16 protein-coding genes are annotated in these 23,377 nt (G+C 69.4%); 10 read left to right on the forward strand and 6 right to left on the reverse strand.

Translation table 11 applies throughout. The annotated features are described in order from the left end of the window. Positions 1-121 precede the first annotated feature (121 nt). The 4 genes from speB (SNOV_RS11220) (at position 122) to SNOV_RS11235 (ending at position 3,431) form a co-directional block, all read left to right on the forward strand. A complete protein-coding gene (gene speB / locus SNOV_RS11220; RefSeq protein ID WP_013167046.1) occupies positions 122-1,078 on the forward strand; it encodes an agmatinase in 957 nt (318 codons plus the stop codon). Next, a complete protein-coding gene (gene speB, locus SNOV_RS11225) occupies positions 1,078-2,034 on the forward strand; it encodes an agmatinase (protein WP_013167047.1) in 957 nt (318 codons plus the stop codon). The genes speB (SNOV_RS11220) and speB (SNOV_RS11225) overlap by 1 nt, the downstream gene beginning before the upstream one ends. Before the next feature lie 105 nt (positions 2,035-2,139). Next, positions 2,140-2,628 (forward strand): DNA starvation/stationary phase protection protein Dps, encoded by a 489-nt coding sequence (gene dps, locus SNOV_RS11230; protein ID WP_013167048.1) that lies wholly within the window; start codon positions 2,140-2,142, stop codon positions 2,626-2,628. A 263-nt stretch (positions 2,629-2,891) separates the two neighbouring features. Continuing rightward, positions 2,892-3,431, forward strand: coding sequence for a MarR family winged helix-turn-helix transcriptional regulator (locus SNOV_RS11235; RefSeq protein ID WP_013167049.1), 540 nt, complete (start codon positions 2,892-2,894; stop codon positions 3,429-3,431). Between the two features lie 135 nt (positions 3,432-3,566). On the opposite strand, the gene SNOV_RS11240 is transcribed toward SNOV_RS11235, so the two are convergent. The 3 genes from SNOV_RS11240 to cckA all read right to left on the reverse strand — a co-directional run bounded on the left by SNOV_RS11240 (position 3,567) and on the right by cckA (position 9,557). After that, complete coding sequence (locus SNOV_RS11240; protein ID WP_013167050.1) at positions 3,567-5,195, reverse strand: alpha-D-glucose phosphate-specific phosphoglucomutase; 1,629 nt, start codon at positions 5,193-5,195, stop codon at positions 3,567-3,569. Positions 5,196-5,359: 164 nt separating this feature from the next. Beyond that, entirely contained in the window at positions 5,360-7,003 is a 1,644-nt protein-coding gene (gene pgi / locus SNOV_RS11245; protein ID WP_013167051.1) for a glucose-6-phosphate isomerase, read from the reverse strand. Positions 7,004-7,037: 34 nt separating this feature from the next. Further along, positions 7,038-9,557: a cell cycle histidine kinase CckA gene (gene cckA / locus SNOV_RS11250; RefSeq protein WP_013167052.1), complete on the reverse strand. Its 2,520-nt coding sequence runs from the start codon at positions 9,555-9,557 to the stop codon at positions 7,038-7,040. Positions 9,558-9,807: 250 nt separating this feature from the next. Between cckA and SNOV_RS11255 the strand changes: the two genes are divergently transcribed. Beyond that, on the forward strand, positions 9,808-10,860 hold the full coding sequence (locus tag SNOV_RS11255; protein ID WP_013167053.1) for a flagellar biosynthetic protein FliO: 1,053 nt from the start codon (positions 9,808-9,810) through the stop codon (positions 10,858-10,860). 218 nt (positions 10,861-11,078) lie between these two features. On the opposite strand, the gene dksA is transcribed toward SNOV_RS11255, so the two are convergent. Both dksA and SNOV_RS11265 read right to left on the reverse strand, forming a co-directional pair. After that, complete coding sequence (gene dksA, locus SNOV_RS11260) at positions 11,079-11,495, reverse strand: RNA polymerase-binding protein DksA (RefSeq protein ID WP_013167054.1); 417 nt, start codon at positions 11,493-11,495, stop codon at positions 11,079-11,081. 213 nt (positions 11,496-11,708) lie between these two features. Then, positions 11,709-12,569: a MipA/OmpV family protein gene (locus SNOV_RS11265; protein ID WP_013167055.1), complete on the reverse strand. Its 861-nt coding sequence runs from the start codon at positions 12,567-12,569 to the stop codon at positions 11,709-11,711. Positions 12,570-12,754: 185 nt separating this feature from the next. Here SNOV_RS11265 and SNOV_RS11270 point away from each other — a divergent pair, with 185 nt between their 5' ends. The 4 genes from SNOV_RS11270 to SNOV_RS11285 all read left to right on the forward strand — a co-directional run bounded on the left by SNOV_RS11270 (position 12,755) and on the right by SNOV_RS11285 (position 16,242). Beyond that, a complete protein-coding gene (locus tag SNOV_RS11270) occupies positions 12,755-13,279 on the forward strand; it encodes a SixA phosphatase family protein (RefSeq protein WP_013167056.1) in 525 nt (174 codons plus the stop codon). Beyond that, positions 13,279-14,742 carry a YcjX family GTP-binding protein gene (locus SNOV_RS11275; protein ID WP_013167057.1) on the forward strand — a complete coding sequence of 488 codons (1,464 nt, stop codon included), beginning with the start codon at positions 13,279-13,281 and terminating at the stop codon, positions 14,740-14,742. The genes SNOV_RS11270 and SNOV_RS11275 overlap by 1 nt, the downstream gene beginning before the upstream one ends. A gap of 4 nt (positions 14,743-14,746) precedes the next feature. Beyond that, on the forward strand, positions 14,747-15,766 hold the full coding sequence (locus SNOV_RS11280) for a YcjF family protein (protein ID WP_013167058.1): 1,020 nt from the start codon (positions 14,747-14,749) through the stop codon (positions 15,764-15,766). Positions 15,767-15,834: 68 nt separating this feature from the next. Then, positions 15,835-16,242, forward strand: coding sequence for a hypothetical protein (locus SNOV_RS11285; protein ID WP_013167059.1), 408 nt, complete (start codon positions 15,835-15,837; stop codon positions 16,240-16,242). Positions 16,243-16,249: 7 nt separating this feature from the next. On the opposite strand, the gene SNOV_RS11290 is transcribed toward SNOV_RS11285, so the two are convergent. Beyond that, the gene (locus SNOV_RS11290) at positions 16,250-16,570 is read right to left on the reverse strand and encodes a 2Fe-2S iron-sulfur cluster-binding protein (RefSeq protein ID WP_013167060.1); all 321 of its coding nucleotides are present in this window, start codon (positions 16,568-16,570) and stop codon (positions 16,250-16,252) included. A gap of 408 nt (positions 16,571-16,978) precedes the next feature. Here SNOV_RS11290 and SNOV_RS11295 point away from each other — a divergent pair, with 408 nt between their 5' ends. After that, complete coding sequence (locus SNOV_RS11295; protein ID WP_013167061.1) at positions 16,979-23,236, forward strand: apolipoprotein A-IV repeat region-like domain-containing protein; 6,258 nt, start codon at positions 16,979-16,981, stop codon at positions 23,234-23,236. Positions 23,237-23,377 lie beyond the last annotated feature (141 nt).

A 23,377-nucleotide genomic window follows, 5' to 3' on the forward strand; every position in this document is an offset into this window, starting at 1 on the left:
ACGGCCTGCACCGGGACGCCCTCATCCTGAAGTGCGAGCGGGGCGAGCCTCGAAGGATGAGGTCGAGAGGCGGACCGAGAATTGGATCAATACGGGCGCCAATGCCCACTGAGGTTAAGTGATGACCGACAAGTTCGACCCGCTGGATTCGGGCACCATCCCCCGCTTCGCCGGCCTGTCCACCTTCATGCGGCTGCCGGTGGCCGAGCCTTCCGAGGTCGACATCGCCATACTCGGCGTACCCTTCGACCTCGGCACCACCAATCGCGCCGGCACCCGCCACGGGCCGCGCGAATTGCGCAACCAGTCGAGCCTGATGCGCCGCGTGCACCATGTCACCGGCCTGTCGCCCTATGACCGCGCTCGCGTCGCCGATTGCGGCGACGTCGTCATCGACCCGTTCGACCTGATGCGCTCGCTCGACATCATCACCGCGCAGTATGCCGGCGTGCGCGAGGCCGGCGCGCTGCCGCTCACGGGCGGCGGCGACCATTTGATCACCCTGCCGATCCTGCGGGGACTGGCGAAGGACGGCCCCGTCGGGCTGATCCAGTTCGACGCCCATTCCGACACCTATGACAGCTTCTTCAACTGCAGCCGCTACAATCACGGCACGCCGTTCCGCCGCGCCATCGAGGAAGGGCTGGTCGATCCGAAACGCTTCGTGCAGATCGGCCTGCGCGGCGCGATCTCGGATGCCGGCAATTACGACTACGCCCGCTCCGTGGGCGTGCGCATCATCTTCATCGAGGAACTCGTCGCGCGCGGCGTCGAGGACGTCATGGCGGAAGCGCGCGCCATCGTCGGGAACAAGCCGACCTACGTCACCTTCGACATTGACGGCATCGACCCCTCGCAGGCGCCCGGCACCGGCACGCCGGAGATCGGCGGCTTCTCCACCCGCGAGGCGCAACAGATGGTGCGCCTGCTCGACGGGCTCGACCTCATCGGCGCCGACCTGGTCGAAGTCGCCCCGCCCTTCGACCCGTCCGGCCTCACCGCGCTGACCGGGGCCACCATCATGTTCGAGCTGCTCTGCGTCCTCGCCGGCGTCGTCGAGAGCAAGGGGACGCGCTGATGGCCCATGGCTATGAAGGCGGCCGGCTCGACCTGCCCTTCGTCGGCATCTGCACCTTCGGCAAGTACCCGCTCCAGCTCGACTGGGACCGCATCGACGCCGACGTCGCCATCCTCGGTGCCCCCTTCGACCTCGGCACGCAGTGGCGCTCCGGCGCCCGCTCCGGCCCGCGCGCGATCCGCGAGGCGTCGACGCTGTTCTCCTTCGGCCATGCCGGCGCCTATGACCATGAGGACGACATCGTCTACCTGCCGGCGGCGGCGACCCGCATCGTCGACATCGGCGATGCCGACATGATCCACACCGACACGCTGGCGAGCCACGCCAACATCGAACGGGGCGTGCGCAAGATATTGCAGGCCGGCGCCATCCCGGTCGTGCTCGGCGGCGACCACTCGGTCAACATCCCCTGCATCGAGGCGTTCTCGGACGAAGAGCCGATCCACATCGTCCAGTTCGACGCCCATCTCGATTTCGTCGACGAGCGCCACGGCGTGCGGCGCGGCCATGGCAGCCCGCTGCGGCGGGCGGCGGAGAAGCCCTATGTCACCGGGTTGACCCAGCTCGGCATCCGCAACGTCTCCTCCACCGCCCGCGAGGGCTACGAGGCCGCGCGGTCCATGGGCTCGGACATCCTGAGCGTCAGGCAGATCCGCAAGCTGGGCACCGAGGCGGTGCTGGCGCGCATCCCGACCGGGGTGCGCTATTACGTCACCATCGACATAGACGGCTTCGACCCGTCCATCGCCCCCGGCACCGGCACGCCGAGCCATGGCGGCTTCACCTATTACGAGGTGCTGGAGCTGCTCGACGGCCTTGCGAAACGCGGCAACGTCGTGGGCGTCGACCTCGTCGAGGTCGCCCGCGAATATGATCCCGGCGGCGTCACCGCCATCCTCGCCGCGCAGGTGCTGCTGAACTTCATCGGCCGCGTGCTGCACCACCGTATCTCTTGAACGTCGTTCAGAGTGGCCAATTTCTTCCTCGCCGGTGCGAATCCGCATCGCCCCATGTGGCCCCGGTGCCATAATGCCGGGGCTTCACCAAGCAGAGGACCAGCCATGCGCGACCACAAGACCGTCAACGACGTCCCTTCGAATGCCAAGAAGGTTGCCATCGAACTGCTCAACGCCAATCTCGCCTCCGGCATAGACCTCGCACTGGCCACCAAGCAGGCGCACTGGAACCTCAAGGGTCCGCAGTTCATCGCCGTGCACGAGATGCTGGACGGCTTCCGCACCGAGCTCGACGACCACAACGACACCATGGCGGAGCGCGTCGCCCAGCTCGGCGGCACGGCGCTCGGCAGCACGCAGGCGGTGGCCGGCGCCACGTCGCTCAAGCCCTACCCGCTCGACATCTATGCGGTGCACGACCATCTGGCGGCGCTGGTCGAGCGCTTCGGCGCGGTCGCCAACAGCGTGCGCAAGGCAATCGACGAGTCCGACGACGCCGGCGATGCCACCACTTCGGACATCTTCACCGCGGCTTCGCGCTCGCTCGACAAAGCCTTGTGGTTCCTTGAGGCGCACCTGCAGGAATCGAAATAGTATTGCCCGATTAACACTTAATTGCCGATACTTTGGCTCGGCGGCGGCCTTTTGTGGGCCGCCGCCGAATTTATGTCCAAATACCTTCGCTATGTTGCTACCTCACGAATCCGTGTTCGGGGCTGTGGTTTTGCAGTAAGCAGGGAATTGCGCGACAGTGATGCGCATCTTGCTTGTGTCATACTGCGGCGCCGTAGAATCGGGCTTGAGGCCGTTGCATCTGCGCACCGGATTAGAGCTCCTAGTCATAAGGACGAGTTCGGATGGCAGGCAAGGCGGCCAAGGGAAGCACTGCGGAAGGTTCGGGGTCCGATCGGATGGTTTTTGCGGCACCCTCTACGTTCCTTGACGCCTCCGGAACCGATACACCCATCACTCATCTGGAAATCGCCCGGCTGATCGAGCGTGCTCACCGTCGATTCCTCGATCTTCTGCGCGTCGAATTGGCGCGGCTCGGCACGGACGACATCAGCCCGTCGCAGGTGATGCTGTTGTTCACCATCGGTCAGGACGAGCTTTCCGTGCGCGATCTTCTGGAGCGCGGGCACTATCTCGGCTCGAATGCTTCGTACAACCTCAAGCAACTGGTGGATGCGGGCTATGTTCACCGCAGCGCCTCGCTGCGCGACCGCCGTTCGGCGCGGCTGCGGCTCACCGCCAAGGCGCAGAGCCTGTGCGACGCCATCCGCACCATGCATGACAATCGCCAGGGTTTGGGCGACGAAACTGAGGTCTACGAGCTCGGCGTCGCCTATGGCGTGCTGCGGCGCCTCGAAATCCTCTGGACCGGCTCGCTGCGCTGAGGGGGTGTCCCCCACTCCGCCCTCATGGCCGGGCTCGACCCGGCCACCCAGACTTCGGACTGGCTGCAGGCGGACAGGCTGGGTCCCCGGGTCAAGCCCGGGGATGAGGGCAACCTGGAATGATCGGCCATCCCCTCAGGTGATCACGCTCGGCGCGGTGCGGCCGGTGCGGCCGGCGATGTCCGGCAGGACGCGCGAGATCTCGATCAGGTCGGCGAGCGTGTCCTGCGTGTCGAGGTCGTGCCGCGCCGGATCGGCGACGAAGCGCTCGATATAGACCCGCAGCGTCGCCCCCGCCGTGCCGGTGCCGGACAGACGGTAGACGACGCGCGATCCACCCTCGAAGAACACCCGCACGCCCTGCTTCGTCGTCACCGAGCCGTCGACCGGGTCGTGATAGGCGAAGTCGTCGGCCGCCTCGACGGTCAGTCCGTTGATCACCGTCCCCGGCAGCGTGTCGAGGCGTGAGCGCAGATCCGCCATCAGCGCGTCGGCAGCAGTGCTGTCGACCTCCTCATAGTCGTGGCGGGTGTAGTAGTTGCGCCCATAGGTCGCCCAGTGCTCGGCGACGATCTCGGCGACGCCCTGCCGGCGCACGGCGAGGATGTTCAGCCACATCAGCACCGCCCACAGCCCGTCCTTCTCGCGCACATGGTTGGAGCCGGTGCCGAAGCTCTCCTCGCCGCAGACCGTGGCGAGGTCCGCGTCGAGCAGGTTGCCGAAGAACTTCCAGCCCGTCGGCGTCTCGTAGCTCTTGATGCCGAGCTTCTCGGCGACACGGTCCGCCGCGCCGCTCGTCGGCATGGAGCGGGCGATGCCCTTGATCCCCGCCTTGTAGCCCGGCGCCAGATGCGCGTTGGCGGCGATGAGGGCGAGCGAATCCGACGGCGTCACGAAGCGCCCGCGGCCGATGATCATGTTGCGGTCGCCGTCGCCGTCCGAGGCGGCGCCGAGGTCGGGCGCCTCCTCCGACATCAGGAGGTCGTAGAGCTCCTTGGCGTAGACGAGGTTCGGGTCCGGGTGATGCCCGCCGAAATCCTCCAGCGGCTCGCCGCGCACCACCGTGCCCGGCTCGGCGCCGAGTGTCTCCTCGAGGATCGCCCTCGCATAGGGGCCGGTCACCGCGCTCATGCCGTCGAAACGCATGGTGAAGCCGGAGGCGAACAGGTCGCGGATCGCGTCGAAGTCGAACAGCGTCCCCATCAGCTCGGCATAGTCCTCGACGGGGTCGACGACGTCGACCACCGTGTCCTCGACGCGGGTGATGCCGAGCGTGTCGATGTCGACGTCCGGCGCGTCGGAGATGCGGTATTCGCGGATGGTCTTCGACTTCTCGAAGATGGCGTCGGTCACCGGCTCGGGCGCCGGGCCGCCAGCGCCGATATTGTACTTGATGCCGAAATCGCCGTGTTCGCCGCCGGGATTGTGGCTGGCGGAGAGGATGATGCCGCCGAAAGCGCCGTGCTTGCGGATGACGCAGGAGGTGGCGGGCGTCGAGAGGATGCCGCCGCGCCCGACCATGATCCGGCCGAAGCCGTTGGCGGCGGCGATCTTGATGATCTTCTGGATCGCCTCGCGATTGAAGTAGCGCCCGTCGCCGCCGACCACCAGCGTCTCGCCCTCGAAGTCGCTGAGGCTGTCGAAGGTCGACTGGACGAAGTTCTCGACATAGTGCGGCTGCTGGAACACCTGCACCTTCTTGCGCAGGCCGGAGGTCCCCGGCTTCTGGCCCTCGAAAGGCGTGGTGGCGACGGTGCGGATCATGGTTTCCCCGGATTTCCAGTCGTAAGGCGAGGCGTCGTGCGCGACCATCCTTCGAGGCTCGCCGGCGGCTCGCACCTCAGGATGAGGGTGATCTCAGGAAGCGGCCTCATCCTAGGTGCCCGGCGTTACGCCGGGCCTCGAAGGATGCTGACGCCGGACGGCGGCTACTTCCGCACCAGATGGTGCAGCAGCCCGGCCGCCGAGGTCGAGAGCGAGGCCGGCGCGACACCGCTCTCCACCGCCGGCAGCAGCGTGTTGGCGAGCTCCTTGCCGAGCTCGACGCCCCACTGGTCGAAGCTGTTGATGTTCCAGATCGCGCCCTCGACGAAGACGCGGTGCTCGTAGAGCGCGATGAGGCGCCCCAGCGTGTAGGGATCGAGCTTCTCATAGGCGACGGTCACCGACGGACGGCTGCCGGTGAAGACGCGGTGCGGGGCGATCCGTTCCGCCGTCTCCTCGTCGCGGCCGGCGGCGATGAGCTGCGCCTTCGCCTCCTCCAGCGTGCGCCCGCGCATCAGCGCCTCGGACTGGGCGAGGCAGTTGGCGATCAGCATGGCGTGCTGGCGCTTGAGGCCCGCCACCTTCTCCTCGCCATGGCCATGGGCGGCGATGAGGAACTCGACCGGGATCGGGCTGGTGCCCTGGTGGATGAGCTGGAAGAAGGCGTGCTGGCCGTTGGTGCCCGGCTCGCCCCACACCACCGGACCGGTATCGTGGGCGACGGTCTTGCCGTCGAGCGTCACGTGCTTGCCGTTGCTCTCCATGTCGAGCTGCTGGAGATAGGCCGGCAGGCGGGCGAGGTGCTGGTCGTAGGGGATCACCGCGCGCGTGGCGTAGCCGCAGATCTCGCGGTGCCAGATGCCCACGAGGCCGAGCAGCACGGGAAGGTTCTTCTCCAGCGGCGTGCTGCGGAAATGCTCGTCCATCGCATGGCCGCCATCGAGGAAGCGGCCGAAATTCTCCGCGCCGACCGCGATCATCACCGGTAGGCCGATGGCCGACCACACCGAATAGCGCCCACCGACCCAATCCCAGAAGCCGAACACCCGCCCCGGCGCGATGCCGAAGGCGGAAACCTTGTCGAGCGCCGTGGAGACGGCGGCGAAATGGTTGGCCACCGCCGCCTCGCCGAGCGCCTCGACGATCCATTCGCGGGCGCTGGCGGCATTCGCCATCGTCTCCTGCGTGGTGAAGGTCTTGGAGGCGACGATGAACAGCGTCGAGGCCGGGTCCAGCTCGGCGATGGTATCGTAGAGATGCGCGCCGTCGACATTGGAGACGTAATGCGCGCGCGGCCCGTGGTGATAGGGCCCGAGCGCGATGGTCGCCATCACCGGCCCGAGGTCGGAGCCGCCGATGCCGATATTGACGATGTCGGTGATCGGCTTGCCGGTCCAGCCCTTCAGCGCGCCGGTGCGGATGCCCTCGGCGAAGGCGCCCATGCGCGCCAGCACGTCGGCGACGTCGGCGCGCACGTCCTGCCCGTCGACGGTGAAGGGACTCGCGCTGCGGTCGCGCAGCGCCGTGTGCAGCACGGCGCGGTCCTCGGTGATGTTGATGTGCTCGCCGGCAAACATCGCCGCGCGCTTGCCCTCGACGCCGGCGGCGCGGGCGAGGTCGATCAAGAGGCCCAGCGTCGCCGGGGTGAGCGAGCATTTCGAGAAGTCGAGCAGCAGGTCCTCGAAGGAGGCCGAGAAGGCGGCGAAGCGGCCGGAATCGGCGGCGAACAGGTCCGGGACCTTCTCTTCCGCGCGCGCGGCGCGGTCGGCGGCCAGGGCCTTGAAGACGTCCTCGACGGCGGCACTCATGCGTTCCTCCACACCCTTCCCGCGCCGGCGCGGATCACTCGCTCCGGCCCATGCTCGTCTTCACCGCCTCGATAAGCTGCTTGAGCGTGAAGGGCTTCGGCAGGAAGCCGAAATCCGCACCCTCCGGCAGGTTCTTGGCGAAGGCTTCCTCGGCATAACCCGACATGAATATCACCTTGATGTCGGGATGCGTGCCGCGCAACTCCTTGAGCAGCGTGGGTCCGTCCATTTCCGGCATCACCACGTCGGAGAGCACGAGGTCGACCTCGCCGGCATGAGTCTCCATCACCTCCAGCGCCTCGACGCCGGAGCCGGCCTCGAGCACTTGGTAGCCGCGCGAGGCGAGCGCGCGGGCGGCGAAGGCGCGCACCGCCTCCTCATCCTCGACCAGCAGCAGCGTGCCGCGCCCGGTGAGGTCGGCGCTCTTCGCCGGCGCCTCGGCCTCGGCTTCGGCGGCCTTAGGCGCGATGGCGGCGACCTCCGGCACATGGCGCGGCAGGAACACCCGGAAGATCGAGCCCTTGCCCGGCTCGCTCTCCACCTGCAGCGTGCCGCCGGTCTGCTTGACGATGCCGTAGACGGTGGAAAGCCCGAGGCCGGTGCCCTTGCCGACCTCCTTGGTGGTGAAGAAGGGCTCGAAGATCTTGTCAATGATCGCCGGCGGAATGCCCGCGCCGGTATCGGTCACCTCGACCAGCACATGGTCGGCGGCGGGCAGCCCGGCCTCGGCATATTGGGCGGCCTGCGCAGCGCTGACATTGGCGGTGCGGATGGCGAGGGTGCCGCCCTCCGGCATGGCGTCGCGGGCATTGACCGCGAGATTGACGATCACCTGCTCGAACTGGTTGAGGTCCGCCTTCACCGGCCAGAGGTCGCGCTCCTCCTTCACCTCCAGCTTGATGGTCTCGCCGAGCAGGCGGCGCAGCAGCATGGAGAGGTCGCTCATCACGTCGCCGAGGTTCAGCACCTGTGGGCGCAGCGTCTGGCGGCGCGAGAAGGCGAGAAGCTGGCGCACGAGGCCGGCGGCGCGGTTGGCGTTCTGCTTGATCTGCATCACGTCCTGGAAGGACGGATCGGTCGGGCGGGAATTGGCCAACAAGAGGTCGGAATAGCCGATGATGGCGGTCAGCACGTTGTTGAAATCGTGCGCCACGCCGCCGGCAAGCTGGCCGACCGCCTGCATCTTCTGCGACTGGGCGAACTGCGCCTCCAGCGTACGCTGCTCGGTGGTGTCGATGGCGTAGACGATGGCCGCCTCGCGCTCGGCGCCGCCATCCTCAACCGGGGCGAGGTAGAAACGGGCCGAGCGCCCGCCCTCGCGGTCGAGCCCGATGTCGATGGGGCTGGAGGGCGCCTGCCCCTTCACCGCCGCCGCCACGGCGGTCTCCAGCGGGCCGCGCGCGGCCTCGGCGACCATGTCGACGAGGCGCCGCCGCTCGCCCTCGCGGGTGCCGAACAGCCGCGCGAACATGGCGTTGGCCCGCACGATGCGCCCCTCGCCGTCCACCGCGGCGATGGCGATGGGCGAATTGTGGAAGAAGCGGGCGAAGCGCACCTCGGCGGCGCGGGCCGGATCGGCGGCGTTGTCCTCGCGCGAGCGGTTGACGACCAGCGTGCGCGAGGCGCCGGGCGTGCCGTCCGCCGCAAAGGCGACCCGGTGCCAGAGCCGCACGGGCAGCGTCTGGCCGTTCTTGCGCTTCAGGTCGAGGTCGAGCACCTCGGTGCGTACCCCGCCGGGCAGCGGCGCCATGCCGGTGAGCAGCGCCGCCGCCGGGCCGGGCACGATGTCGGCGACGGTGAGCCCGCCGGGCCCGAACTCGGCGAGGTCGTAGCCGAGCCAGTCGACCAGCGTGGCATTGATGTAGTGGATCGCCCCGCCCGCCGCCGAGAAAAAGCCGGCCGGGGCGTGGTCGAGATAGTCGATGGCGTGCTGCAATTCGAGGAAGGCGGTCTCCTGCCGCTCGCGCTCGCGGGTGAGATCGCTCACCGTCCACACCGCCGATTTCGCGCCCTTGGCGCCGGGCGCGGCGGGTCGGGCGCCGAGCTTGAGCCAGCGCACCGGCTGGCCGGGACCGGCGATGCGCACCTCCTCGGTCAGCGCCTTGCCCTCGCGCACGCCCTGCGCCAGCCGGTAGACGGCTTCCGAGGCGTCGGGATCGGAGGTGAACAGCCGCTCGACGGGGCGCGCCTCGGCGGGCACGTCGGCGCCGGTGATCTCGCAATAGCGCGGATTGGCGTAGAGCACGCGGCCGAGCGTATCGACGACGCACAGCCCGTCCGGCGCGCTGTCGGCGACTCGGCGCGCCAGCTCGTCGCGCATGTCCGGCATGCCGAAGCGCAGCAGGCCGGTGGCATAGGCGAACAGCGCGAACACGCCGACCACGGCGAGAACGGTGAGCAAGCCGATGATCCACGGATCGGCCCGCTCGCGGCCGAGCAGCAGCAGCGAGACCACCGCGCCGACGAGAGCCAGCGCGACCAGCAGCACGAGGCGAATGCTCCCGCCGATCTCGGGTCTGTCGAGCGTGCGATCGTCCGATCCGCTATCCGCCATGTCCAAGCCGGGAACCCTTGCTGCAGGCTTGCGCCGCGCCGGGGCGAGTCAGCCCCGCCGTCCGGCGCGTCTTCTTTGGTGCCTGACCCGGCCCCTGGGGGCAAGGCCCGATTGGGCTTATCCGCCGGCTGTCCGCCCTGCCCGTCGGCGCCCGGAGTTGCCACGCGCGCCCTTCCGCGACACAAAGGACGCGAGCGTAACCGGCCGCGCTCGTCCTGCGGCCGGCCGGGCGTATCGCGGAGAGTGGCTCATGATGGATGTTCTGTCCGGATTTGGTGGATTCGGCGTGCCGTTGCTGGCCTTCGCCGGACTGGTGGTGCTGGCGATCCTCGTCATCTTCATCGGCCGTCGCTCTCGGCGGCATCGCGGGCACGGCCTCGTCGCCGGCCATCGGCTGGCGGTGGTCGACCAGGTGCAGATCGACGAGCACCGGCGCCTGGTGCTGATCCAGCGCGACGACGTCCAGCACCTCGTCATCCTCGGCGGCGGCAGCGATTTCCTGGTGGAGAGAGGCATCGGAGCGGCGCAGTTGGCCGTCGAGGAACCTCGGCACGCCCCGCGCGAGGCCGCCCCGCAGCCGGTGCGCCGCCCGGCGCCGCAACCCGCCCCCGCTGCCCCGCCCGTCGCCGAGCCGCGCGCGCCGGACCCGCGTGCGCCGGAGGCCCGCGCCCCGGAAGCCCGCCCCTACGAGCCGCCGGTGCGCCCGAGCGAGCCGCCGGCCCGTCCCACCCCCTCGCCGCTCGCCGCGCGCCGCCCTTCCGCGCCGCCCGCCGGCCCCGCCGACGAGCCGGCCGCCGTGCCGCCGCCGGTATCGCTGCGTGCCGAGCCGGTGATCGAGCCGGGCTCCCCCGCGCCTTCCGAGCCGGGACCGCGGACCGCGGTGAAGGTCGATCCGGCCTTCGCCGGCATGGCCGAGGAGCTGGAGGAAGTGCTGCGCCGTCCGGCAGCCGATCTCCCGCCCCGGCGCACCCCGGCCAGCCTCGCTTCGGCGCCGATCAGCCCGGCCGTCGAACGTCCGGTCCCGCCGGTGACGCCGCCCGCTCCCCACTCGCGCGGCCCGGCGGCGGCCGAGCCGGTCCACGCGCCGGCCCCTGCGCCGGCCGCGCCCCCGCCCGTCGCGCCGGAGCCGCGCATCGTCCCCGCGCGCAGCGAGGCGGCGCCGGAGATCCGTGCCCCGGAGATCCGTGCGCCGGAGGTTCGCCCCGCCGAACCGCTGGTCGAGGCCCCCGAGACCGAGAAGGCCAGCGACGACCCGTTCGAGCAGGAGATGGCCAACCTGCTGGGTCGCGCGAAGCGCCCGTGACAGCCTGAGCCGCCATTCCACCTTTCCTCATCCCCGGGCTTGACCCGGGGACCCAGGGGACTGGGTGCGCCCAGTCACTGGGTGGCCGGGTCAAGCCCGGCCATGAGGGCGGGAAGGGCGTTGGTATCGGAGCTGCGACCCACCACCGCAAATGAAAACGGCGACCTGCCCGCGCAGGTCGCCGTCACTATTTCCGGCCGCAGCCTCTGCCGAACCGCTCAGTCGTCGCGGTAGACGCGCTCGCGGCGCTCGTGGCGCTCCTGTGCCTCGATCGACAGCGTGGCGATCGGTCGGGCTTCCAGGCGCTTGAGCGAGATCGGCTCGCCGGTCTCCTCGCAATAGCCGTAGGAACCGTCGTCGATGCGGTCGAGCGCGGCGTCGATCTTGGCGATCAGCTTGCGCTGGCGATCACGGGCGCGCAGCTCGATGGCGCGGTCTGTCTCGGAAGATGCCCGGTCGGCGATGTCCGGGTGGTTCTGATTCTCGTCCTGAAGATGCTGAAGCGTCTCTTTCGCCTCGCGCAGGATGTCCTCCTTCCACTGCAGCAGCTTGTGGCGGAAATACTCCCGCTGCCGCTCGTTCATGAAAGGCTCGTCCTCGCGGGGGCGGTACTCCTGGTCGACCTCAACCGACATCGGCCTTCGTCCTCGTGTTCCGGGGGCACCCCTATCGGGCGCTGCTTATATCGCCACCACTTGCCCGGTACAACATTTCTCGACGTCATCGCGACGACATGAAATGCTGGATTTTTCAGCAGCTTGCGTGCCGAAACGAGGCAATTTGAAGTGAATGGCGATACCCGGAAGCCCGCGGCGGCGGCCGCTGCGGGTGCTCGAGTGCCTAGGGAATCACTCGAAGCCGAGGAAGAAGGTGTAGGAGAGCGAAACGCCGGCCTGGAACTGATTCCGGTCGCCGTGCTGCACAACCAGCGGGCTGTCGGCGGCGTCATCCATCAGATATTTGTACTCGGCGAACACCGAGCCGGTGATGTTTTCGGTGAACCGCTTGAGGATCTGGCCGCCGAATCCGACCGAATAGATGCCGCCACCGGCCTCGTAGGGGGTCAGCGGGTTGCCCAGCGCCTGGGCAAAGGCCGATTCGGCCGGCGTGATGCCATAATAGGTGTCGACATAGCCCGAGCTCGCCAGCGTCATGCGCGGGCCGGCGGAGATGGTGATCCCACCCAGCGGCTCGCTGAAATAGATGGCGTCGAGCGCGATGTCGCCCACCACGCCGTCGAAGCCGCCGAAGCCGTAGCGCAGTTCGCCGCGCAGGCGCAGCCAGTCGACCGGGAACCACTGGGCGTAGCCGCCGACCTCGAAGGCGTAGTCGATGTCGCTGAGCCCGCGCAGCGCGAAGGCACTGCTGGAATCGCGCTTCCAGTCGAGCTTGCCGACGATACCGGCCTCGAACACGCCGGTATCGAACAGGGCGAGGCTGGGATTGTCGTTGAAGCTGCGGAAGCGGCTCAGCCGATCGGCGCGCGAGATGGAGATGATCGGCTTGAAACCGAACTCGTAATCGTCCGCGCCCATCCATTCCGGCTGGTACATGGCGTAGCCGCCGAGCGTCAGCGTCCACTGGCGGTCATTGGCCTCGGCCGCATAGGCCGGGTTGCTCCACGCCATGTCGGCCGCGCTGGCCAGAGACGCCGAAAGCCCGAGCGTCCCCGCAATCACCGCAAAACCCGTCCAGCCGAACACTCGCATCGCCACTATCCCTTGGACCACGTCCGTTTCATTACAGCAGCCTAACCCGCCTGTGGTTGCCGAAAAGTCACTTTCCTCCGGCACCGTCATATAGACGGCTCAGAATCTTCGCCGCGCACCGATCTCGCACGAACCGCCGACGTGCCTATATGCTCGGTGCGCCCCGCCATCGGACCCTTCGATCCATGCTTCGTCTCTTCCTGCTGCGCCACGCCAAATCCGCCTGGCCCGAGGGCGTGCCCGACATCGACCGCCCTCTCGCGGCGCGCGGCCTGCGCGGTGCGCGGGCCATGGGCAGCTACATGGCCGAGGAAGGGCTGCTGCCGGCGCGGGCCGTCGTGTCGCCGGCGCGGCGGACCATCGAGACCTGGGACATCGCCACGTCCGGCTGGCCGGCGCATGTGAAGCCGGCCTATGAACGGACGATCTACGAGGCGCCGGCGGAGAACCTCCTGCGGCTCGTCCGTGCCCAGGAGGATGTCTCCCCGCTCATGCTGGTCGGGCACAATCCGGGCATGGAGGAGTTTGCCTCGGTGCTGCTCAAGCGCGGGCAGCGTGCCAAGGTGCTGCCGAAATACCCGACCGGCGCGCTCGCCGTGATCGACCTGCCGATCGCCAACTGGGCCGAACTGCGCCCCGGCACTGGCACGCTGGAGCGCTTCGTCACGCCGCGCGCGCTCGGCGTCGAGAAGGACAAGGAAAAGGATTAGTGCCGTCCTGGTTCGAGGATCTGGTCGACGAGGCGCGCCTCACCGCGCTGACCCTGCTCGACCGCGCCGGGGAGCTCACCAGCCCGACGCTGCGGCTCGGCGTGACCGGCCTGTCGCGGTCGGGCAAGACCGTCTTCACCACGGCGCTGATCCACGCGCTGATGCGCGGCGGAAGGCTGCCGGTCTTCCGCGCCATGCATGAGGGCCGGATCGCCGGCGCGCATCTGGAGCCGCAGCCGGACGACGGCGTGCCGCGCTTCGATTATGAGGGCCATCTGGCGGCCCTGGTGGACGAGCGACGCTGGCCTGAATCAACTAAACGAATCAGTGAATTGCGGCTGGTTGTTGATTATGCACCTCAACGTGGCGGGCGGCGCAGCCTGACCCTCGACATCGTCGATTATCCCGGCGAATGGCTGCTCGATCTGCCGCTGCTCGACCAATCCTATGCGCAGTTCGCCGCCAACAGCCTGAACCTCGCCCGCGCCCCGGCGCTGCGCCCGCTCGCCGGCCCGTTCCTCGCCGCGCTAGGCCTCGCCGCCCCCTCGGCCCCGGCGGACGAGACGGAAGCCCGGCGCCTCGCGAGCCTGTTCACCGACTATCTCGCCGCCTGCCGCGCCGAGACCGTGTCGATGAGCCTCCTGCCGCCCGGCCGCTTCCTCATGCCGGGTGATCTCGAAGGCTCGCCGGCGCTCACCTTCGCGCCGCTCGACCTGTCGGAAGGGATCGAGGCGCCGGCCGACTCGCTGCACGCGATGATGGAGCGGCGCTTCGAATCCTATAAGGAGCGCGTCGTCCGCCCCTTCTTCCGCGACCATTTCGCCCGTCTCGACCGGCAGATCGTGCTGATCGACGTGCTCTCGGCGCTCAATGCCGGACCGGCGGCGCTGGCCGACCTCGAAGCCGCGCTCGACGGCATCCTCGCCGCCTTCCGCGTCGGCCGGAATTCCTGGCTTTCCGCCCTGTTCCGCCACCGCATCGGCAAGGTGCTGTTCGCGGCGACCAAGGCCGACCACCTGCACCACACCAGCCACGATCCGCTGGAGGCGATCCTGCGCCGCCTCGTCGAGCGGGCGCTGGGCCGGGCGGAGGGCGCCGGTGCGGAGATCGACGTGGTGGCGCTCGCCGCCGTACGGGCGACGCGCGAAGCCATGGTGAAGCGCGGGCGCGCGCATCTGCCGGCCATCGTCGGCGTGCCCGAGGCCGGCCAGCACGGCGCCGACGATTTCGACGGGCTGGCCGAGGCCGCCGTCTTCCCCGGCGACCTGCCGGAGAACCCCTCCGCTTTGTTCGATCCGGCGCTCGGCTTCAACGGCCTGTCGGACGCGGCGGGCGGGGATTTCCGCTTCCTGCGCTTCCGTCCGCCGGTGGTGGAACGCAACGCCGAGGGCCTCGCTTTGCCGATGCCCCATATACGTCTCGATCGCGCGCTGGAATTCCTCCTCGGCGACCGGCTGAAATAGGACCATGAGCGACCGCACCCCTCGCCGCCCGCAAGCCTTCCGCCTCGACGATCCCGGCGTCGTCTTCGCCGAGGACGGCCAGCCCGCGCCGCGCGGGGCCGTCGTCGTGACACCCGCGCCCATGGCGGAGGCGGTCGACGAGGTGGTCCTGCCCCCGCCGCCGCCGAAATCCTCACGCTGGGGCGCGCTGTTCTGGTCGGGGCTGGGCGGCCTCGTCAGCCTCGGCGTCGGGCTTGCCGTCACCAAGCTGATCGAGGACCTGTTCGCCCGCGCCGACTGGCTCGGCTACGCCGGCCTCGCCTTCGCCGCCGCACTGGCGCTGGCCAGCCTCGTCATCCTCGGCCGCGAGGCGTTCGGGCTGATGCGCCTGCGCACGCTCAACCACTTACGCGAGCAGGCAGCGCTGGCGCTGGTGAAGGACGACCGCCGCCTCGCCGAGACGGTGACGCACGAGCTTATAGGCATCGCCAAATCCTCGCCGCGCCTGTTCCGCGCCCGCACCGAGATGGCGAGCCATCTCGACGCCATCATCGACGGCGCCGACCTCATCCGCCTCACCGAGCGCCATCTCATGACGCCACTCGACGCCGAGGCGACAAAGCTGGTGTCGAGCGCTGCCAAGCGGGTCTCCGTCGTCACCGCCGTCTCGCCGCGGGCGGCGGTGGACCTGATCTTCGTGCTGCTCACCGCGGTCGGCCTCGTGCGCCGGCTGGCGCTGCTCTATGGCGGCCGGCCTGGTGCGCTGGGCATGATCCGGCTGTTCCGGCAGGTCATCGCCCATCTCGCCGTCACCGGCGGCATGGCGGCGGGCGATTCGCTGATCCAGCAGGTGGTCGGCCACGGCATCGCCGCCAAGCTCTCCGCCCGGCTCGGCGAGGGCGTAGTGAACGGCCTCCTCACCGCCCGTCTGGGCCTTGCCGCCATCGAGGTGACGCGGCCTTTGCCCTTCGCCGCGCTGCCGGCGCCGGCGCTGAAGGACGTGGCCTCGGGCCTCGTCTCCCGCGACGAGGCCAAGGAGCCCTGACGGATCGCTTGAGCTTGCCGCGTGCCGCCCTAATCTGGCGCGCAGTCGAGACCGGGAGGGCCGCCATCATGATCCGCCATATCTGCGCCGCGGCACTGGCCGCGCTCGCTTTCGCCGCGCCGATCCCGGTCATGCCCGCACTCGCGCAGGAGGCGGTCTCGCTCGTCGGCACCTGGAACGGGCCGCGCGAGCGCATCGCCAAGGAAGGCGGCCGGATCGAGGGCACCGCGACGCTGGTGATCACCGTGCAGAACGGACGCACCTTCACCGGCCATCTGTCGCGCGCCTACGCCTCGGGCGGCCCCGTGGACGAGCCCTTATGGGGCGCGTTCACGCCCGGCGGCAACCTCATCGCCGGCGCCGACGAGGAGGGCAATTACAGCTTCAAGCTGGTCGACGCGGACACACTGGACTTCTGCTACACCGAGACCGCCTCGCCGCGCGCGACCTGCGGCCGGCTCACGCGCCAGAAGTGAGCGCCGCTCAGCCCTGATGCGCCGGCGTGCGCACGATCAGCCCGTCCAGCGCGTCCGTCACCTTGATCTGGCACGACAGGCGCGAATTGGGCTGAACGTCCGACGCGAAGTCGAGCATGTCCTCCTCCATCGGCCCCGGCTCCCCGGTCGCCGCCTGCCATGCTTCGTCCACATAGACATGGCACGTCGCGCAGGCACAGGCTCCGCCGCATTCGGCGTCGATCCCCGGCACGCCGTTGCGGATCGCCGTCTCCATCACGGTGGAGCCCACCTGCGCGTCCACGATGCGCTCGGTGCCGGCGGCGTCGATATAGGTGATCTTGGGCATGGGGAGTTCGATGGTCTTGAAGGATTACAAGGAGGGCGCGGCTCTAGATAGCCGCGCACGGCGGCGAATGCCAGCATGCCGACGGCCGCCGACAGCTATGCCGCAGATACCGGGAAATGCCTCGAACGATTCGCTCGCTGTCGACGGCTTTGCACGGGTTGCGGGCGCAGATGTGAATCGAACGTTTCCGCGCATGGTAAACAGGCCGTTAACGATAACTGCAATCGCTGCATTAACCCCAGTTCCATTTTTATTGGCCAAGAGCGTAGGATAATAACGCGGAAGAAGGCGTTCCTCTCGTCAAGTGCCCTGGTTTTCCAGAGCCGCGGGAACGCAACAACTCCGCAACACCCCGGCCCGACGGCGTAAGCCGGTCGGAGTAGCGTACGGACCGGAGGCAGGACGCCTATGTCGACGAATGCGAAGAAGGTTCACCAGGATCCTGCGGAGGCCGCACTGTCGGCCATCGAGGAGGCCCTGAGTCTCGACCTCACCAGCGACGACGGGTTCGATCCACCGAGCGAACGCACGCACGACGACGACGAGCTGCCGCCCGCCCGCGAGCCGGAAGGCCCGCGCATCGAGAGCCGTTCCGGCGCCGAGTTCGGCGAGACCGGGGACAGCGAGGCCGACGCTTCGCTCTATCTCAGCGAGACCGATCTCTTCGGCACGGACGACGACGACAACCGCGAGACCTTCCGCAACGAGGGCTTCACTCTCAACCTCGACAATCTCGACTTCTCCGCCCCCGATCTCGACGAGCCGGCCGAGCCGGCGGAAACCGCCAGCGAACCCAACTTCGATTTCTCGGCGCAGGAGTTCTCCTCGCGCGACTTCGAGGCGCCGGCGGAGGACGAGGCCGAATCCAAGGCGCCGTCCATCGAGACCGCCTTGGCGGCTGCCGCCGCGGCCGGCGTGGTGCTGCCGCGCGCCGAGGCCCCGCGCCTCGACAACATCGCCCCCGCCCGTCCGGAGACCGAGCGTTCCGAGAACGAGCGCCGCGACATTGAACGCCGGGAAATTGAACGCCGGGACACGGAGCGTTCCGAGACCGAGCGCGCGGCCGCGCCGCAGGGCCGCCGCGCCGCCAATGACGACCGGCCGAGCATCGGCCAGCTGCTCTCGGCGCTGCAGCGCCGCCCCTCGGCCACGCCCTATGTGATCGCCGGCATCGCCTCCCTCGCCTGGCTCGGCGCCGGTGGAGCGCTGCTCTATACCCAGTTCGACGGTTTCGCCGGCGGCCTCCAGGCCCTGACCGCCTCGCCCGCCTTCCTGGCGAGCATGGCGGCGCTGATCGTCCCGCCGGTCTTCTATTTCGTGCTGGCCGCCATGGTCCGGCGCATGCAGGAGATGCGCATCGTCGCGCACTCCATGGCGCAGGTGGCGATCCGCCTCGCCGAACCGCCCCCCGCCCCGGCGCCGGTTCCCGCCCCCGTTGCGCCCCCCGCCCCGGCGGCGATCCCCATGGCCGCGCCCGCCAGCTTCTCGCTGGCCACGGCCTCGCCGGAGACGCTGGCGCAGTTCGCCGGCCTCGAGGACGCCGTCACCCGCGCCAGCGAGGCGGAAGCCTTCGTGCGCGGCGAGGTCGCCGCGCTGGCGCAGGCCTATGAAGACAACAACCTGCGCATGAACCAGCTGATCGAGCGGCTGCAGGCGGAGCGCGATGCCATCTTCGGGCAGACCGAGCACATCCGCGAGACGCTCACCAGCTCGCACTATGCCTTCGCTCAGGAGGTCAACGGCGTCAGCGATCGCATCAGCGAGACCGTCATGCTCGCCGCCGACCGCGTCGCCGGCACGCTGTCCGACAAGGGCGAGCACATAACCCTCGCGCTCGGCCGCGTCGGCGACACCATCATCGAGGCGCTGAGCGAGAAGGGCGGCGACCTGATCGACCGGCTGCAGGCCACCGGCTCCGAGGTCAACACCAACCTCGCCGATTCCAGCGAGCACCTCATCTCGACCCTGTCGGCCCAGACCGACGACATCAGCCAGCGGCTGTCGGGCGTCGCCTCGAACCTCACCGACACGCTCGCAGTGCGTACCGACGAGATCAGCGAGCGCCTGTCGGGCGTCACGGAGAACCTCTCCGATACGCTCGCCACCCGCACCGACGAGATCAGCCGCCGTCTCTCCGGCGCGACCGAGAACCTCGCCGACACGCTCGCCACCCGCACCGACGAGATCAGCCGCCAGCTCTCCGGCGTCACCGAGAACCTCACCGACACCCTCGTCAGCCGCACCGACGAGATCAGCTGCCGGCTCTCGGGCGTCACCGACAGCCTGAGCGACACGCTGTCGACGCGCACCGACGCGATCAGCCGCCAGCTTACCGGCGTCACCGAGAACCTCTCCGAGACGCTGGCCAGCCGCACCGACGAGATCGGCGACCACCTGCTGCGCACCGCCGCCGAGCTGTCGCGCGTGGTGAACCACCGCACCGAGGAGATCAGCGAGAAGCTGGCCGCGACCACGCACAACCTGACGGAAACGCTGGCCGCCCGTTCGGACGAGATCACCGACGCGCTGGTCACCACCGGCACGCGCCTCGCCGACGAGATCGCCATCCGCGCCAGCGAGGTCAACCAGACGCTGCGCAGCACCGGCGATTCGCTGGTGCTCGACCTTTCGGTGCGCGGCGGCGAAGTCGTCCGCAAACTGGAGGAGACCGGCAACCGCGTCGCCGACACCATCACCGTGCGCGGCGACGACCTCGCCGACCGCATCGCCGACACCGGCAACCGCATCTACGACGCCGTCGCCGTGCGCGGCGCCGAGCTGGAGCGGCTGCTCGGCGAGACCGGCCAGCGCGTCGTCCACCAGCTCTCGCAGGCCGGCACCGGTATCCACGACGCCCTCGCCGAGGCCGCCAGCCGCGTCTCGCAGGACATCGACTATCGCGGCCACATGCTGACCGAGCAGCTTGCCCTGGTCGGCGCCGAGGCGTCGCAGACCCTCGTCGCCAACGGCACGCAGGTCACCAGCCAGTTCCGCGAGGCGGCGGAGTTCCTCACCACCGAATTCGCCTCGCGCAGCGAGAGCGTGCGCGGCGAGCTCGAGCACCAGCTGCGCGGCATCGAGGACATGGTGAGCGTGCGCGGCGGCGAGATCGCCGACCGCATCGCCACCGACAGCGCCGCGCTCGGCCGCCAGATCATGGACGGCCTGCGCGAGTTCGACAGCGTGCTGCAGACCCACGGCGCGGACATGGTCCACCGCATCGCCGACCGGGTCGAGGCGGTCACCCGCGCCATCGACACCAACATGTCCGGCTTCGACGAGCAGGTCACCGCCAAGGCCGAGCAGGTCGCCGCCTCGCTCGACCTGCGCATCGCCAACATCGAGGGTGTGCTCGACCGCGGCGTCGAGGGCCTGAACGAGACGCTCGGCGGGCGCACCGTCGAGTTCGCGCAGACCCTGTCGGAGGGCGCGCGCCAGGCGAACGAGGCCATGAGCCACTCGCTGGAGATGCTCAGCGGCTTCTTCGACGACCGCGCCGGCGCCATCACCGAGCAGCTCTCCCAGCACATCGAGCAGGCGGACCGTACCCTCTCCGCCCGCGCGCAGGACATCGCCACCACGCTCGACGAGCGCGTCGGCCGCTTCGAGGAGACCGTCGTCGGCCGCATCGACAACGTCGCCACCTCGGTCGAGGTGCGTGGCGCCGCAATGGCCGACCTGCTCGGCCAGCGCATCGGCGCGGTGGCCGGCCAGCTTCGCAACGAGGCGACCGAGATCGAGAGCACCCTGACCACGCTGGTCGACACTGTCAGCCGCACGATGGTCGACCGCGCCGGCGAGGTCACCTCGCTGTTCGACAGCCGCACGGACGAGATCGCCCGCATCGTCGAGGAGCGCGGCAACGGGCTGCTCGCGGCGCTGGAAGACCGCAGCATCGGCATCACCAGCGAGATCGCCCGCGCCAGCACCGATCTGCTCTCGGCCATCGACGACCACCGCGAGAACCTGGTCCAGGCGCTCGACACCACCCGCAACGGCGCCGTGACCGACATCATGCGCGCCAGCGAAGACCTCCTGCACACGCTGGAATCCCGCTCGGAAGCCATCGTCACCGCCTTCGAGACGGCGACGTCCGGCCGCGCCGACCAGCTCATGCAGATGAGCGGGGAAGTGGTCAGCTCGCTGCAGACCATCAGCAACGAGGTCACCTCCTCGCTGCAGAACGTCGGCGGCGAGGTCACCTCCTCCATCCAGGCTATCGGCGGCGACGTGACCTCCTCGCTGCAGGCGGTCACCGGCGACGTCCATTCCTCGCTGCAGCAGATCGGCGGCGAGGTCTCGGTCTCGCTCCAGCAGATCAGCGGCCAGGTGACGCAGGAAATCGCCCGCGCCGGCAATTCGCTGCTCACCGAGTTCGACGGCCGCGGCGCGCAGTTCGTGGAGAGCGCGCGCCAGGCCACCGAGCTCGCCGCCGGCGAGTTCTCCCGCCTCGTCGACGAGTTCGACGGGCGCGGCCAGCAGTTCGTCGACAGCGCCCGTCAGGCCACCGAGCTCGCCTCGGGCGAATTCTCCCGTCTCGTCGAGGAATTCGACGGGCGCGGCCAGCAATTCGTCGACAGCGCCCGTCAGGCCACCGGCCTCGCCGCGAACGAGTTCTCCCGTCTCGTCGAGGAATTCGACGGGCGCGGCCAGCAATTCATCGACAGCGCCCGTCAGGCCACCGAGCTCGCCTCGGGCGAGCTCACCCGCCTCGCCGAGGAGTTCGACGGGCGCGGCCAGCAGTTCGTCGACAGCGCCCGCCAGGCCACCGGCCTCGCCGCGAACGAGTTCACCCGTCTCATGGACGAGTTCGACGGCCGCGGCGGCCAGTTCGTCGAGACCGCCCGCCAGGCCACCGGCGTCGTCTCCACGGAGTTCTCGCGCCTCGCCGACGAGTTCGCCGCCTCGCTTGAGGGCCGCGGCAGCGGCCTGATCGCCGCGATCGCGGAGAGCGGCCGCACCGCCGCCGCCGAGATTTCCGCCACCAACGAGGCCCTGCAGGGCGACGTCGCCGGCCTGCTGGAGCGCCTCGGCGAGGTCAACGTCCAGCTTCAGGACGTGCTCGCCAGCTCGGTCGGCAATCTCTCGGCGATCGAGAACACCATCTCCGAGCGGCTTGAGGTCTTCCGCACCACCGTCAACAATGTGGAGGAAGCCAGCCGCCTTGCCTCCGGCCACATGGACGAGCAGATCCGCGACCTGCGCGCCGTCTCCACCGACGTGCTGCAGGACGTGGCCAAGCTCAGCCAGGGCTTCGGCGAGCAGGCGAGCATCATCACCAATGTCGCCAACGCCCTCGGCGCCGCGCATGAGAACCTCGACGACACGCTGGGCGGTCGGCACGAGGCGCTCATCGCCCTCGCCGAGCAGGTCAGCACCCGCACGGCCGACCTCGACAGCCGCCTCGCCCAGTACACCAGCACGCTGGAGGGCACGTTCGGCCGGGCGGAACAGCGCGTCGCCGAGATCTCCAAGGCGATCCTCAACACGGCGAACGCCTCGACCGAGGCCGTGGTGCGCCAGCAGGAGAAGATCCGCTCCACCACCGAGGCCGAGCGCGAGCGCACCCTCGCCTCGCTGCACGAGACCTACGAGCAGGCGGTGAGCGAGGTCGACAACCTGATGCGGCAGGCCAATCAGGGCTTCTCCGGCGCCGCGCAGGCGCTGCGCAGCTCGGTCGCCGACATCCAGCGGCTCCTGGAGACCACGCGCGAAGAGCTCAAGCGCGGCATCATGGAGCTGCCGGAGGAGACCGAGGCCAACGCCTCGGCCATGCGCCGCACCGTCGCCGAGCAGATCAAGGCGCTGGCCGAGCTCAACGAGATCGTCTCGCGCCATGGCCGCACGCTCGACGTCGACACCGGCACGCGGGTGCGCACCATGGCCGCGGCTCCGGTGATGGCGGCGCCGATCGCGCCCGCCCCGCCGGCTCCCGCCCCGCGCAGCCAGCCGGCAGCGTCGCGCGTCGAGCCCAGCCGCCCGGCTCCCGCCCATTTCGAGCCGGCGCGGCCGGCGGGCGGACGCGGCAATGGCGGCAACGGCAATGGCAACGGCAACACCGGCGGCAATGCGCCCGCCTCCCGTCGTCCCGCGGCGACGCCGGAACGCGGCGGTGCCGGCTCCGGCGCGGCGAGCGGCGGCAGCGACAAGGGCGGCTGGCTGTCCGAGCTTCTGGCGCGTGCCTCCGACGGCGACAACCCGTCCAACGGCCCCTCCTCCCCAAGGAACGGCGAACGCGGCGGTGAGCGTGGCGAACGTGGCGGCTCGCGCGGCGGCAACTACGAGGCCCGCGGCGCCAGCCAGCCGGAACGGCCGGTCCACCACACCATCGAGTCGCTCGACTCGCTGTCGGTCGACATCGCCCGCATGATCGATCACGAGGCGGCCGTCGACCTGTGGGAGCGCTACAAGAAGGGCGAGCGCAACGTGTTCACCCGGCGCCTCTACACCATGCAGGGGCAGCAGACCTTCGAGGAGATCCGCCGCAAGTACCGGCGCGATCTCGAGTTCCGCGACACGGTCGACCGCTATATCGGCGAGTTCGAGCGTCTCCTGGAGCAGGTCTCGCGCGACGACCGTGGCCAGGCGATGACCAAGACCTACCTGACCTCCGACACCGGTAAGGTCTACACCCTGCTCGCCCACGCCGCCGGCCGCTTCGACTGAGCGGCCGGGGTTCTCCGGAAGACATGAAAGCCCCCGCCTCGGCGGGGGCTTTTGCTTTTGGGGGATGCGCTTCCGCAGGCCCGCCTATTTTCCCGCCTGATACGCCCGTCCTCCCCTCATGGTCGGGCTTGATCTGGCCAC

Source organism: Ancylobacter novellus DSM 506 (genome assembly GCF_000092925.1).
Taxonomy (GTDB): Bacteria; Pseudomonadota; Alphaproteobacteria; order Rhizobiales; family Xanthobacteraceae; genus Ancylobacter; species Ancylobacter novellus.

Excerpts from the sequence above, each read along its gene's own strand:
- dps (WP_013167048.1), top strand. The coding sequence starts at position 2,140 with ATGCGCGACCACAAGACCGTCAACGACGTCCCTTCGAATGCCAAGAAG.
- pgi (WP_013167051.1), bottom strand. The coding sequence starts at position 7,003 with ATGAGTGCCGCCGTCGAGGACGTCTTCAAGGCCCTGGCCGCCGACCGC.
- SNOV_RS11265 (WP_013167055.1), bottom strand. The coding sequence starts at position 12,569 with ATGCGAGTGTTCGGCTGGACGGGTTTTGCGGTGATTGCGGGGACGCTC.
- SNOV_RS11285 (WP_013167059.1), top strand. The coding sequence starts at position 15,835 with ATGATCCGCCATATCTGCGCCGCGGCACTGGCCGCGCTCGCTTTCGCC.
- SNOV_RS11280 (WP_013167058.1), top strand. The coding sequence starts at position 14,747 with ATGAGCGACCGCACCCCTCGCCGCCCGCAAGCCTTCCGCCTCGACGAT.
- SNOV_RS11295 (WP_013167061.1), top strand. The coding sequence starts at position 16,979 with ATGTCGACGAATGCGAAGAAGGTTCACCAGGATCCTGCGGAGGCCGCA.
- dksA (WP_013167054.1), bottom strand. The coding sequence starts at position 11,495 with ATGTCGGTTGAGGTCGACCAGGAGTACCGCCCCCGCGAGGACGAGCCT.
- speB (WP_013167046.1), top strand. The coding sequence starts at position 122 with ATGACCGACAAGTTCGACCCGCTGGATTCGGGCACCATCCCCCGCTTC.
- SNOV_RS11235 (WP_013167049.1), top strand. The coding sequence starts at position 2,892 with ATGGCAGGCAAGGCGGCCAAGGGAAGCACTGCGGAAGGTTCGGGGTCC.
- SNOV_RS11270 (WP_013167056.1), top strand. The coding sequence starts at position 12,755 with ATGCTTCGTCTCTTCCTGCTGCGCCACGCCAAATCCGCCTGGCCCGAG.
- SNOV_RS11255 (WP_013167053.1), top strand. The coding sequence starts at position 9,808 with ATGATGGATGTTCTGTCCGGATTTGGTGGATTCGGCGTGCCGTTGCTG.
- SNOV_RS11290 (WP_013167060.1), bottom strand. The coding sequence starts at position 16,570 with ATGCCCAAGATCACCTATATCGACGCCGCCGGCACCGAGCGCATCGTG.
- speB (WP_013167047.1), top strand. The coding sequence starts at position 1,078 with ATGGCCCATGGCTATGAAGGCGGCCGGCTCGACCTGCCCTTCGTCGGC.
- cckA (WP_013167052.1), bottom strand. The coding sequence starts at position 9,557 with ATGGCGGATAGCGGATCGGACGATCGCACGCTCGACAGACCCGAGATC.
- SNOV_RS11240 (WP_013167050.1), bottom strand. The coding sequence starts at position 5,195 with ATGATCCGCACCGTCGCCACCACGCCTTTCGAGGGCCAGAAGCCGGGG.